8 protein-coding genes and 4 pseudogenes are annotated in these 12920 nt (G+C 55.4%); 9 read left to right on the top strand and 3 right to left on the bottom strand.

Annotation, left to right across the window (positions count from 1 at the left end; genetic code table 11):
- Positions 1-22: 22 nt before the first annotated feature.
- On the bottom strand, positions 23-1120 hold the full coding sequence (locus BTN45_RS14700; RefSeq protein ID WP_125269925.1) for an IS630 family transposase: 1098 nt from the start codon (positions 1118-1120) through the stop codon (positions 23-25).
- A gap of 2555 nt (positions 1121-3675) precedes the next feature.
- Here BTN45_RS14700 and BTN45_RS14695 point away from each other — a divergent pair.
- The 5 genes and pseudogenes from BTN45_RS14695 (at position 3676) to BTN45_RS14675 (ending at position 8596) form a co-directional block, all read left to right on the top strand.
- Positions 3676-4772: pseudogene (locus BTN45_RS14695) on the top strand (IS630 family transposase).
- Between the two features lie 61 nt (positions 4773-4833).
- Entirely contained in the window at positions 4834-5832 is a 999-nt protein-coding gene (locus BTN45_RS14690) for an ABC-three component system protein (protein ID WP_174058908.1), read from the top strand.
- Position 5833: 1 nt separating this feature from the next.
- On the top strand, positions 5834-6331 hold the full coding sequence (locus BTN45_RS14685) for an ABC-three component system middle component 2 (RefSeq protein WP_174058907.1): 498 nt from the start codon (positions 5834-5836) through the stop codon (positions 6329-6331).
- Positions 6332-6333: 2 nt separating this feature from the next.
- Complete coding sequence (locus BTN45_RS14680) at positions 6334-8163, top strand: ATP-binding protein (protein ID WP_207589766.1); 1830 nt, start codon at positions 6334-6336, stop codon at positions 8161-8163.
- 262 nt (positions 8164-8425) lie between these two features.
- Entirely contained in the window at positions 8426-8596 is a 171-nt protein-coding gene (locus BTN45_RS14675; RefSeq protein ID WP_199233045.1) for a hypothetical protein, read from the top strand.
- 55 nt (positions 8597-8651) lie between these two features.
- Here BTN45_RS14675 and BTN45_RS14670 read toward each other — a convergent pair.
- Positions 8652-9568, bottom strand: a pseudogene (locus BTN45_RS14670) (SRPBCC family protein).
- Positions 9565-9905: pseudogene (locus tag BTN45_RS14665) on the bottom strand (metalloregulator ArsR/SmtB family transcription factor). The pseudogenes BTN45_RS14670 and BTN45_RS14665 overlap by 4 nt, the downstream one beginning before the upstream one ends.
- Before the next feature lie 187 nt (positions 9906-10092).
- Between BTN45_RS14665 and BTN45_RS14660 the strand changes: the two are divergent.
- From BTN45_RS14660 to BTN45_RS14650, 4 genes and pseudogenes are all read left to right on the top strand, one after another.
- Complete coding sequence (locus BTN45_RS14660) at positions 10093-10311, top strand: hypothetical protein (RefSeq protein WP_004444840.1); 219 nt, start codon at positions 10093-10095, stop codon at positions 10309-10311.
- A 46-nt stretch (positions 10312-10357) separates the two neighbouring features.
- Positions 10358-10761: pseudogene (locus BTN45_RS26380) on the top strand (hypothetical protein).
- Between the two features lie 223 nt (positions 10762-10984).
- Positions 10985-11236 carry a hypothetical protein gene (locus BTN45_RS26375; protein ID WP_246751697.1) on the top strand — a complete coding sequence of 84 codons (252 nt, stop codon included), beginning with the start codon at positions 10985-10987 and terminating at the stop codon, positions 11234-11236.
- Between the two features lie 53 nt (positions 11237-11289).
- A complete protein-coding gene (locus tag BTN45_RS14650; protein WP_246751696.1) occupies positions 11290-12666 on the top strand; it encodes a hypothetical protein in 1377 nt (458 codons plus the stop codon).
- Positions 12667-12920: the final 254 nt, after the last annotated feature.

Raw genomic sequence — 12920 nt, 5'->3', positions numbered from 1 at the left:
ATCCTGGAAAACCTATTACACGCTAGTCACCTGAATCTGAAGTTCGGCTCATTGTTTTCTGGCAGAATCGCTTGACCGAGGCGAGGATTTGGTCGGCGGACTTGACCCACTTGTATGGGGTGGGGTTCTCGTTGTGGGTTTCGATGAAGGCGTGGATGTCGGCTTCCAGTTCTGCGGTGGAACGATGTACGCCGCGCTGCAACTGCTTTCGCGTTAGCTCTGCAAACCACCGCTCGACCTGGTTGATCCAGGATGCTGAAGTTGGTGTGAAGTGAACATGCCAGTGTGGACGGCGAGCAAGCCAGGCCTTGATCCTCGGCGTCTTGTGGGTCGCATAGTTGTCCATCACTAGATGCACATCCGGTCCATTGGGCATTTCGGCGTCAATCCGCTTCAGGAAGTCGAGGAATTCGGTGGCCCGGTGACGCTTGTAGCAATGACCGATCACCGCACCAGTGGCAATGTCGAGCGCGGCGAACAGCGACGTTGTGCCATTGCGGACGTAGGTATGGGTGCGCCGTTCGGCGACACCCGGCGCCATGGGCAGAACGGGCTGCTCGCGATCCAATGCCTGGATTTGCGATTTCTCATCCACGCAAAGCACGACTGCCCGATCCGGCGGTGACATGTAAAGACCGACGATGTCTTGCACCTTGTCAACGAAGAGGGGATCGGAAGAAAGCTTGAATGTCTCGGCACGATGCGGCTGCAGACCAAATGCCGTCCATATCCGGCGGATGGTGGTGTGTGACAGCCCGCTGTCGGCAGCCATCGAACGAATGGACCAGTGCGTGGCATCCTTTGGAGTGGCATTCAATGTACGCTCGACGACCTCGGCAACCTGAGCATCAGAGACAGTTCGTGGCCGACCTGTCCGGTATTCGTCCGTCAGTCCTTCGATACCATCGTGTACGAACCGGCGGCGCCACTTGCCTACCGTGTGCTCGTGGACCCCGAGCCGCTCGGCTACATCCTTGCTCCGCAGACCCTGCGCGCACAGCAAGACCATTCGGCACCGATCCGACAAGGAGCGTGGCGCTTTATGCCGGCGCACCTGAGATTCGAGGAAATTTCTATCCTCGTCGCTCAGAACGACGAGGTCCGCCTGCCTGCCAACCATAAAACAAACTCCTGCTCTTGTGACAGAAGCTGAACAAAATGAGGCTTACTTTGGTTCCAGGTGACTAGGTTGAACTGTTCGTAAAAGTTCACCTCTTTAGTTAAAACAAACGCGCGACCAAGACGCAAGCCCTATAAGGCCTTAACCGGTCTGCCGTTCATCGACTACGCGATCACGCGAAAGGCTAAGGCGGCGTGGATGATCGGAATGAGGGCACGAAACAGTCTTTCAATGCTCTAGTCTTTCTTAAAGTTGCTTTGGCATGATTCTTCTCTGTCAGGGAAATTGTCTTGATGAATTTCTTGGGTTCCGGTTATGTTTTTCTTGCTGAAAATTCTTATTAATTTTTGTTTTTCAAATGCTTAGTGATTTTTTTGGTGGTTTCAGTGTGCTGCATTTTGTGTGAAAGCATTTTTATTTCCTCATTCATCCCCGCCCTTTTCGCTGGCTCTATAATGTCCCTGTTCTGCAATGAACGGGAGGCATTCGGTTTTGATCGGAGCGAGCGCTGATTGAGAGAGGACGTCACTCTCATATTTCGGTGTGTGGTAGGAAAAGTCCTCTGACGGTGACCGGAGGAGAGATGGATTGGGTTTGTGGTGGACCTTTCTATTTCTCTGACGGTCGTTGACTGAAGGATGGGCTTTGCAGGCATGAATCGCTGATGCGGGGCACTGATAAGTGTCTTTATTTTTCCAGGTGGCAGTTTTCAGTGCCCCGTTGCGATGCCCATTGAGCTGAAAGGCTGATGGGAAAAGAGATGAAGCTCAAGACACGGTCGCAACTGCGCCGCGTGGTAGGAAGGGTGTGTTCAAATGGGTCTCTATGAAATGTACGTTCTTGCAGCTCGTGCAGATACAGCCCTGATGAGGCGAAGGGTGGCGAAGATTATGAATCGTCGGCGCAAGAGGCAATATTTACACAACCAGAAGAAGAATTTGGATTTGGAAACCGAGATGAAGAGAGGAGTGCCCCTTCGACCTGGGAGGATTCCGTAAACATATATTTATATAGATATATATGCAGAAACATATAAAATATATGCTGCGTTGAATTGTATAGGAATATTGAGGGCGGATGAAAATCCGTGACCAGAATCTTGTTTTGCGGTCTGCAATTTGCGGATTGCGGGACGAGAACGTGTAAATATATGATTTTTATGTTGAAATTGCCGATATGGCTGGAGAATGATTATGCGCGGAAACTATATGAGTGAGATGGAATTGATTGGAGTGGAGATCAGATTTGAGCGACGATCAATCATAATAACAATATCATGATATTGTTATTATGATTGATCGTCGCTCAAATCTGATCTCCACTCCAATCAATTCCATCTCACTCATATAGTTTCCGCGCATAATCATTCTCCAGCCATATCGGCAATTTCAACATAAAAATCATATATTTACACGTTCTCGTCCCGCAATCCGCAAATTGCAGACCGCAAAACAAGATTCTGGTCACGGATTTTCATCCGCCCTCAATATTCCTATACAATTCAACGCAGCATATATTTTATATGTTTCTGCATATATATCTATATAAATATATGTTTACGGAATCCTCCCAGGTCGAAGGGGCACTCCTCTCTTCATCTCGGTTTCCAAATCCAAATTCTTCTTCTGGTTGTGTAAATATTGCCTCTTGCGCCGACGATTCATAATCTTCGCCACCCTTCGCCTCATCAGGGCTGTATCTGCACGAGCTGCAAGAACGTACATTTCATAGAGACCCATTTGAACACACCCTTCCTACCACGCGGCGCAGTTGCGACCGTGTCTTGAGCTTCATCTCTTTTCCCATCAGCCTTTCAGCTCAATGGGCATCGCAACGGGGCACTGAAAACTGCCACCTGGAAAAATAAAGACACTTATCAGTGCCCCGCATCAGCGATTCATGCCTGCAAAGCCCATCCTTCAGTCAACGACCGTCAGAGAAATAGAAAGGTCCACCACAAACCCAATCCATCTCTCCTCCGGTCACCGTCAGAGGACTTTTCCTACCACACACCGAAATATGAGAGTGACGTCCTCTCTCAATCAGCGCTCGCTCCGATCAAAACCGAATGCCTCCCGGTTCATTGCAGAACAGGGACATTATAGAGCCAGCGAAAAGGGCGGGGATGAATGAGGAAATAAAAATGCTTTCACACAAAATGCAGCACACTGAAACCACCAAAAAAATCACTAAGCATTTGAAAAACAAAAATTAATAAGAATTTTCAGCAAGAAAAACATAACCGGAACCCAAGAAATTCATCAAGACAATTTCCCTGACAGAGAAGAATCATGCCAAAGCAACTTTAAGAAAGACTAGAGCATTGAAAGACTGTTTCGTGCCCTCATTCCGATCATCCACGCCGCCTTAGCCTTTCGCGTGATCGCGTAGTCGATGAACGGCAGACCGGTTAAGGCCTTATAGGGCTTGCGTCTTGGTCGCGCGTTTGTTTTAACTAAAGAGGTGAACTTTTACGAACAGTTCAACCTAGTCACCTGGAACCAAAGTAAGCCTCATTTTGTTCAGCTTCTGTCACAAGAGCAGGAGTTTGTTTTATGGTTGGCAGGCAGGCGGACCTCGTCGTTCTGAGCGACGAGGATAGAAATTTCCTCGAATCTCAGGTGCGCCGGCATAAAGCGCCACGCTCCTTGTCGGATCGGTGCCGAATGGTCTTGCTGTGCGCGCAGGGTCTGCGGAGCAAGGATGTAGCCGAGCGGCTCGGGTCCACGAGCACACGGTAGGCAAGTGGCGCCGCCGGTTCGTACACGATGGTATCGAAGGACTGACGGACGAATACCGGACAGGTCGGCCACGAACTGTCTCTGATGCTCAGGTTGCCGAGGTCGTCGAGCGTACATTGAATGCCACTCCAAAGGATGCCACGCACTGGTCCATTCGTTCGATGGCTGCCGACAGCGGGCTGTCACACACCACCATCCGCCGGATATGGACGGCATTTGGTCTGCAGCCGCATCGTGCCGAGACATTCAAGCTTTCTTCCGATCCCCTCTTCGTTGACAAGGTGCAAGACATCGTCGGTCTTTACATGTCACCGCCGGATCGGGCAGTCGTGCTTTGCGTGGATGAGAAATCGCAAATCCAGGCATTGGATCGCGAGCAGCCCGTTCTGCCCATGGCGCCGGGTGTCGCCGAACGGCGCACCCATACCTACGTCCGCAATGGCACAACGTCGCTGTTCGCCGCGCTCGACATTGCCACTGGTGCGGTGATCGGTCATTGCTACAAGCGTCACCGGGCCACCGAATTCCTCGACTTCCTGAAGCGGATTGACGCCGAAATGCCCAATGGACCGGATGTGCATCTAGTGATGGACAACTATGCGACCCACAAGACGCCGAGGATCAAGGCCTGGCTTGCTCGCCGTCCACACTGGCATGTTCACTTCACACCAACTTCAGCATCCTGGATCAACCAGGTCGAGCGGTGGTTTGCAGAGCTAACGCGAAAGCAGTTGCAGCGCGGCGTACATCGTTCCACCGCAGAACTGGAAGCCGACATCCACGCCTTCATCGAAACCCACAACGAGAACCCCACCCCATACAAGTGGGTCAAGTCCGCCGACCAAATCCTCGCCTCGGTCAAGCGATTCTGCCAGAAAACAATGAGCCGAACTTCAGATTCAGGTGACTAGCGTGTAATAGGTTTTCCAGGATTGGAAAAAGGCCGCTAGAAACACTGGGCGGGGGACAAACGTGAATTTAGCGCCTATTGTGAAGCTCGTGCGCGCATATGATGCCACCGAATGGGAAATTTTCATCTCCGAATGGCAGAAAGGTCTGAGTGGCTATGCATCCGTCAAGCGTCTTGGTGGATCGGGTGATCAGGGACGCGATGTGATAGGGTTGTATTCATCCGCTGGCTGCCAAGGCGAGTGGGACAATTACCAATGCAAGCACTACGAAGTCCCGCTTTCAACGCCCAAAGCATGTGAGGACGCTGGAAAAATCATCTTCCATGCCTTCCAAGGAGCATTCACACCTCCTCGTAAATGCTCGTTTGTCGCGCCTCGCGGGCCAAGCACAGAATTACGCGACCTATTGCTTCGTCCTAACAAGTTCAAGGCGGAAGTCATAGCTACGTGGAACAAGCGCGTCGCCGGCAACGTGGTCGCAAACGAAAAACACATGCTCGCTGGCGCGCTAGAGGTATATGTAGAGGCTTATGACTTCACAACTTTCACTTACGCCACAATTGACGAAATCCTTGATGACCATCGCAAGACTGCTTATTGGGCGTCCCGATTCAATGGCGTATTGCCGCCAGCTCCTGCAGGAGTGACGCCGGCCGAGATAGCGGCCAAAGAATCCGTGTATGTCACCAAACTTTTAGATGTCTATTCGGAAGAAACCGGAACCCAAATCAGTTGCGCCGCCGACCTTAACGGTCAGGCAGCTTGGAAGGCGGATCTCCAGAAACAGCGCGTCCGATTTTATGATGCTGAGGCGTTCATGGCACACTATCGTGACCAGACCGAACCTGGGACAATTGAGGATTTCGCCGAACAAATCCACGATGCCATCGAGCCGGTACTCGATGCTGAGACGGAGGCCCACCCACGGCTCACCGTCGCGCTCGCAACCGCTGGCCAGGCCCAACCTGCCAGCGTACTCGCGCCGCGAGCCAAGGTGCGCGTGAAGCAAGGCGTTTGTCATCAACTTGCGAACGAAGATCGCGTGAGTTGGAAACTATAGAATGGCCGCCACTGCCCCAACCCGGTCCAAGCCACGCATTTTTAACACTGCATTCGAAAGCGGTGTAAGATCACTTATCCTTCTGACCGCTTGCTTTCCCTTAAGCGTGGGACTACGGCGTCTCGTCGTGTTGGATCATCTGGTGGTGCACACGGGCGATATCGATGGTCCGGAGAGCTTACATCCGAGTGAGAGTTCCCGCGGTGCAGAGCTTCTCGTTCGACGTGGTCTGGTGAGTTCCGGGCTCGCGCTCATGGGCACGCGAGGCTTGGTGGTGCGCTCAGCTACAAGCGAGGGTTTTCGCTATCGTGCAGGAGAGGAGGCTGGGGCGTTCATCGATCTTCTTCGGAGCGACTACAGCGTCGCATTGAAGGAGCGAGCAGATTGGCTGGCAAGTGAGGTCGCCCCGCTTTCCGACGGGGAGATAGATAATTTGGTGCGGTCGCGCATGGATTTATGGGATACCGAGTTCCAGACTGATCAGGGAGCAACGAGCTAATTATGCAATTGCGCTTTCTATACATTACCGGCCCTCATAGCGCCCCCGCATCCGTCGATTTCGGACCAGGTCTAAACGTCATTTATGGTGGCTCGAACACCGGCAAAACGCACATCCTGCGCCTTATCGACTATGTACTAGGTGCCAAGAACCCACCAGAGCCAATCATCGAACAAGCGGGCTACGATTTTGCTCACGTCGGTGTTGTTTTAGACGATGGATCGGAGAAGACATTCGTTCGCGCCTTGCAAGGCGGTAACGTGAAGGTTTTGGACGGGCTAACGCGTATTCGGCCGGGGCAGAATGATGGTGTCTCAGTTTCTGCCCAGCACGGTGCCCAGAATTCTCTGTCACGCTTACTACTTGCCCAAGTAGGGGCGGCAAACGCTCGTGTGCGCACGGACGCCAGTGGAAAGACGCGGGATCTGAGCTTCCGCGATCTCGAGCGCCACGCCCTCGTCAGCGAGACAAAAATCCAGGACGTTTCCTCGCCTGTCCTTTCTGGCCAGTTCGTAACGAAGACTGCGGAGACGTCAGTCTTCAAATACATGCTGACGGGTGTAGATGATTCTGCGTTGGATGCAGCAAAGACCAGTGCCGATCAACCTATGAGGCAGGCAGCGCAACTCGAACTCCTCGATAGGCAGATTCGCGATGCGGAGCGCGAAATCGAAGAATCAGATCAGGATCATGAGGAGCTACTGCAGCAAGACAGCGATCTTGACGTCGAGCTGAGGCAGACCTTCTCGGTTCAGGAAAGTACCGAGGCAACCTACCGTGAGCTGACCAGCACCCGCTTGGAACTGCGCCGCGAATATGAAACGCTACAGGACCGAGTCGGGGAAATCGATACGCTAACCGAGCGTTTCAAGCTTTTGGCCGAACATTATCGATCGGACGAAGCTCGCCTGGCATCGATCGTCGAGGCAGGCGCCTACTATACTTTGGAAGACCCAGTTCTGTGCCCTGTTTGTGGATCGGCTGCCGAATACCACCGTCCGGATGAGGCCTGCGACGGGAACGTTGCAGATATAACTGCCGCGGCGCAGGCTGAGATTGCTGATGTTCGCGAACGCGCCGCAGAGCTGCGGGAAACGGTTGAGGCGCTTGAAGCGGAAAGGGGCGCGCGAACGGCCCGCATGCGCGAACTTCTACCGCAGATGAATAGCCTTCAGGAGAACATTCTTCGCGAAGTGCCGGCGGTTCAGACCATTCGCTCACGCACCAGCGCCGTCATCGCGCGAAAGCTAAACGTGCAAAAGAGCCTCGAACTCGTGCGCCGGCGTGATGCGCTTGTCGTGCAGCGCACTGAACTCGGTGTCAGTCCAGGCTATGACAGTAGCACCATCGTCGCACAGCAACAGCTTGATGGAGCAACGCTAGACCAGTTCAGCCAGGTGGTTGAAGCCGAACTCGAGTCTTGGCAATTTCCGGATGCCCAACGCGTATTCTTCGAACTGCCTAAAATGGACATATCGGTCAGCGGAAAAGCGAGAGCGGCGAACGGTAAGGGCGTCAGGGCCCTGCTACACGGCGCGTTCAGTATCGCGTTGATGAAGTTTTGCAGGGACCGCGCTAGAGCTCATCCTGGCTTTTTGATCTTAGACTCGCTGTTCATCACCTATCGCGACCCCTCAGATGCAGGTGATAGTGCAATCGCAAGCACTCCCTTGAAGGATCGCGCATTCAAGGCGTTTTCCGCCATGCCGCCCAACCTTCAGTTGATCATCCTCGAAAACGTCGATGTTCCGCAGTGGTTGGAGGGGCAACCCAACGTCACGCATTTCACCGGCAACGCGGCTGCAGGACGTGCGGGATTGTTTCCGAAATAGAAGCGCTTTATTTCGCCGACCGCGCGAAATACGACCAATCGAACAGAAGAACATGACTGAGGACCAGGAATTGAAGGTAACCACAAGAACTGCATTTGCCGCTGCCGCCCTGCTTTTCTCGGTTTAAAGCGCTTTTGCCGCGCCGACATATCTCAGCTGCGAATTCGCAAGTTCGAAAGGAACGCCTCAGGTGTTCAATTTCGCTCTCGACGAAGCCGCCGGGACATTTGGAGTTTATGTCCCGGCTTCTGGAAGTCAGAGAATGGAGAAAGGCACCTTTGCCGGTGGTAAAGCGAGCCTGAATGAAGGCTCGGTGGCATGGGAGATCGACATCGCCAAGGGTTCAGTCATTCGTGATAAGCGCATGGTTGGCGAGAAGGATGGCGGAACCTGCAAGACGATCTCGCACGCGCAGAGCGGCTTTGAAGATTAATGTCGGTCTGAACAGGATGCCAGCATCCACACATGGAGCTGACGGCACGGCGCATCTATAGCGCCTTGGCGAAGCGCTCCAGTTTGCCCAGCGTTTGCTGACCCAGCTCCAAGGCGCCGAAACCCTTCGCTTGCTGGAACTCGGCTTCCGTGCTGAACACCATGCCAAGCACAACTTTCGTCGCGCCATCCTGATCTTCGAAGGAGGCCCAGGCATCGGCATGTTTTGGGCCGTTTTCGCCCCACAGCAACGTATAGGCGAGCCGCTCTTCGGGGCGGACCTCGACATAACGATGATGGTTCGGGAAAACTGTGCCGTCAGGGCCGATCATGTCAAAGACCCATTCCCGCCGGTGCGCAGGTCAATCCTCTTCGTGCGGCAGGAAAAGCCTTCCGGGCCCCACCATTGCGGCAGCGTCTTTTCGTTCATCCAGGCTTTCCAGACAATGTTTCGCGGCACCTTTATCACTCGCTCCAGCACCATGGTTCGCCCGGCCACGCTGGCCAGATTGTTGAGACCGGCGCTGAAACCTTGTTGATAGCCATCGCGCATATCCTCCGCCAGCGAGGAAAGCTGCACCGTTACGGTCAAGCGGCTGCGCTCTTCCGTCGCCTGAAAATCAGCAGTCACCAGCGCTGCCGACTGCGTTATGCCGCTGGATGAGACCACCTCGTAATTCACGCTGCGGCGGCTTGGCTGAAGCTCCAGCCAGCCGCATTCACAGCGAATATCCGGCTGGCCGGCGACCTTGCAGAGCGACACTTCGCGACCGCCCAGCCTGCTGTCCGCCTCCAGGAATTCCACTGTCACCGAGGGTGAGGGAGAGGCCCACACCGCCCGGGCGGCGGGTGAGAGCCACACCTGCCACAGAGCCGATAGCGGAACGGCAATTTCCCGTTCGAAGCTGAGCGTTGCAAAACGGTCTTGTGGCGGTTCAGCGTGTGCGCTTTGTTGACCGGGTTTCGTTGTCATTGTTCCTCCTCCTTCATGGCGTGAACTGCAAATGCCTCCAGCCGGTCAAGCCGGCTCTCCCACATGGCCCGCTGCTCATCGAGCCACGTTCTCACCGGCTCCAGCGCTTCAGGTACTATTGCGCAGGTGCGCACGCGCCCATCCTTGGAGGTGGCAATGAGCCCCGCCTCCTCAAGCACGGCGAGGTGGCGCATGACCGTGGGCAAGCGCAGACCCGTGGGAGCGGACAATGCGGTAACCTGCGCCGGCCCGCTGCCGAGGCGAGCGAGAATTGCCCGCCGTGTGGATCGGCAAGGGCCTGAAAGATGAGTGAAAGCTCTGGATGATGCTTAGCCATATCGCTAACTATCATGTTCCATCGTCGCGGCACAAGCAAAAACTTAGTCGATCAGCTAAGTTTATCATCCGGCAAATCCGGATCGGGAAGTGAAACAAGCCATCGAGAGTTGCAAAAAAGCAATTGACTCCCGCCGCCCGGTGGGTGAGCTTCGGTGGGAAAAAAGACGGGGAAAAATCAAATCATCATGTCGCCAGAACGCTTTAACCAATGCCTGCGGGTCATTCGCTGGACGCCGATCAACATCGCCTCCGCGCTGCAATGCGAACTCTCCTGGATCGAGGCGCTTGAGGCGGGCAATGAAGAGGTTCCCGAAGGGCTGGCCACATGGCTTGAAACGCTTGCGCAGGCCCATGAGGCTCTGCCGCCGCCCTCCACCTACAGAGGCAAACGGTCAACCTTCTGACACGGCCGATTGTCGTCAGCCTTCACCAACGATTGGATTGTTCGAAATGAAATACCTCATAGCGGCTCTTGGCCTGATCACCTTCTCGAGCCCCGTTTTCGCGGCTTCCTGCGAGAAGAACTTCACCGTCTCCGGCGTGCCGATGGTGACGGCTGTTTCCTACAAGTCCTGGCAGGAGCTGCCGAAGGCAAAAGCGCCGGCCGTGCTTCAAAAGCTCGCCCAGGCCGTGGCGGCGGAAGGTTTTTCGGCATCCAGATCAACAAGTCGCTGTCGTCCATCGACGCGCACCAGGAGACCAGCGGCAGCGGCAGAATTCAGACGCTGCGGGTGGTGGCCCGGCAAAAGGGTGCGGCTGTGCGGATCGACGCCGTCTTCAACATTCAGGCAGGGCAGATCGCGGACAAGAACGTGATCCGCGAGGGTATCTGCAATATCATCAATGGCGCGTGACGCGGCGGATTCCAAGCCCTGCCACCCAAACGCTGATTGCCGGTGAGGCCGCGTCTGCCCCTTCGCCCGACGCTTGCGCTGGCGCCGCACCTGTGGTGGCCGGCATGGCGTTGACGGTCTGGATGTAGCGCAGCCTTCACGGGCGTCGATCACCTCTTGCTAAGCAACTTTGCGTGCTTAAAAGGCGCGCAATATGATCAGTCTGTGAGAGAGGACCAACGTCGTGGAACAGGAAAACAGCCATACCGGCAAGGGCCGGCGCAGGGCGCTATGGGCGGCGGTGGCAATTATCGCCGTTGCGGCCGCAGGTGTCATCGGCGGCAAGACCTTCTACGAGGCGAAGGTGAAGGAACTGGTTGCGCGCACCGGCGCGACTGCCGGTTCCGTGGAAGTCGATTTCCTCGGGAAAATTCATGTTCGCGATCTGACGCTGCCGCTCGAAGATGGCAAAAAACCTTCGCATTGCCTCTATTGACGGTCGTCCGAAGCTGCCCTTTCTGGATGGCGCGCTGGACATGAGCAACATCGATGTGGATGTGCCCACCGGCAAGCTTCCATGCGCATGCCCGCATCGAGAATGCGGCGTTCGAGAAGTCCGCACAGGCGGAAGGAAACGGCGGCTCCCTGCCCCCCCGCATCGAGCGCTTCACAGCGACGCGCATCTCCACGCCCGAGCTGACGTTGAGCCAGTCGGTCGCGACCACCGAGCAGAAGACGGTTTACAACAACCTGATCCTCTCCGAGATCGCCGGTGGCCGTATCGCCCGGTATTCGATCGACAAGGGCAGCTACGACATCAAGATGCAGCTTCCCGACAGCGACGGCGCGATGAAGGACAAGCATGTGGCGGTGTCGACCGGCGTGATCGCTGGTCAGGACATCGACGTCGCTTATCTCGCCCGGCTCTATACGGAAAAGGCCGGCCCTGACGACAAGGAGGCAAAACCTCTCTATGGGCCGCTTTCCGTCAAGACGGTTTCATTTATCGATGGCGATGGCCGTTTCAGCTACGACGAGATCCGCAGCGATGGCTTTACCGCCCGCATGCCATCCGAACCGCTGCTGGACACCCTCAAGGCACTGACAGTACCAAGGATCCCGACCAGCTCCGCCGGAGGAACGCCAAGCGCTTTTTGCCAAGGTCGTGTCCATCCTCGACATGATCGGCAGGAGCAACATGCAGCTCATCGGCTCAAGGCCGACGCACCGGATGAAAAAGAGGGAGCGGCCGGCAAAAGGGTCAAGGCCGCCATCGACCGCATCGACATGCAGATGGACAGCCGCAAGCTCGACTTCGGTCTGAACGGTCTGTCGATCGGTGACGGCGACGGCAAGATCGAAGTGGCGGAAGCAAGCCTCAAGGGTTTCGACTGGAGTTCGACGATCGAGGGTATTTCCCAGATAATCGCGCTCGATGAAACCGAGATCGAGACCTTTCAGTTCAATCGCCTGATACCGGAACTTGGCCGGGTGCGCGTCGGCGGCATCAACGTCGATATTGCCGCGCCGAAAGAGCCGGAGGAAGAAGCGGCCGGAACGCCGGAACGCATCAGGTTCACGCTCAAGAATTTCGAGATGGGGCTGACCAAGCCCTTCAACGGCATTCCGACCGATATAGAGATCAGGCAGGACGACCTCACACTTCCGATCCCGGCAGACGCGACGGAGGACGTTTTCGTGGAGGCCCGCAAGCTGGGTCTCGAGACGCTGGCTTTCTCCTATGGGCTTTCCGCAGGCTGGGACGAGCCGAACAGCAATCTGGTGATCCGCGACATCTCGCTCAGCAGCAGGATTTCGGCAGCGTCAATCTTTCCGGACTGGTCAGCGGCTTTACGGAGGAGTTCTTCTCCTTCGACGTCAATCGCGCGCAGGCGGCGCTTTTCGGGCTTGCCGGCCGTGAGGTGAAGCTCACCGTCAAGGACGAAGGCTTGATGGCCAAGGCGATCAAGCTCTATGCCCTGCAGAACGACATGACCGAGGATCAGGTGCGCGCACGCTGACGCTGGTGGCGAGTGTGATGCTGCAGCAGGTGGCGGCGGAGCAGCCGAAGCTGCAAGGCGCGGTGGAGGCGCTGGTGCGCTTCATCAGCACCCGGAACCCTGACTGTCACAGTCAAATCCACGGCGTCAATGGCCTCGGGGTCTTCGACCTGGTTGCGG

Source organism: Rhizobium sp. ZX09, from assembly GCF_017357485.1.
Classification (GTDB): domain Bacteria; phylum Pseudomonadota; class Alphaproteobacteria; order Rhizobiales; family Rhizobiaceae; genus Agrobacterium; species Agrobacterium pusense.
This window is presented reverse-complemented; position numbering and strand designations above follow the sequence as displayed.

Bases quoted from the DNA above. Each gene is read 5' to 3' on its own strand.
- BTN45_RS14650 (WP_246751696.1), top strand. From the start codon at position 11,290: ATGTGGATGTGCCCACCGGCAAGCTTCCATGCGCATGCCCGCATCGAG.
- BTN45_RS14660 (WP_004444840.1), top strand. From the start codon at position 10,093: ATGTCGCCAGAACGCTTTAACCAATGCCTGCGGGTCATTCGCTGGACG.
- BTN45_RS14680 (WP_207589766.1), top strand. From the start codon at position 6,334: ATGCAATTGCGCTTTCTATACATTACCGGCCCTCATAGCGCCCCCGCA.
- BTN45_RS14685 (WP_174058907.1), top strand. From the start codon at position 5,834: ATGGCCGCCACTGCCCCAACCCGGTCCAAGCCACGCATTTTTAACACT.
- BTN45_RS14675 (WP_199233045.1), top strand. From the start codon at position 8,426: ATGGAGAAAGGCACCTTTGCCGGTGGTAAAGCGAGCCTGAATGAAGGC.
- BTN45_RS14700 (WP_125269925.1), bottom strand. From the start codon at position 1,120: ATGGTTGGCAGGCAGGCGGACCTCGTCGTTCTGAGCGACGAGGATAGA.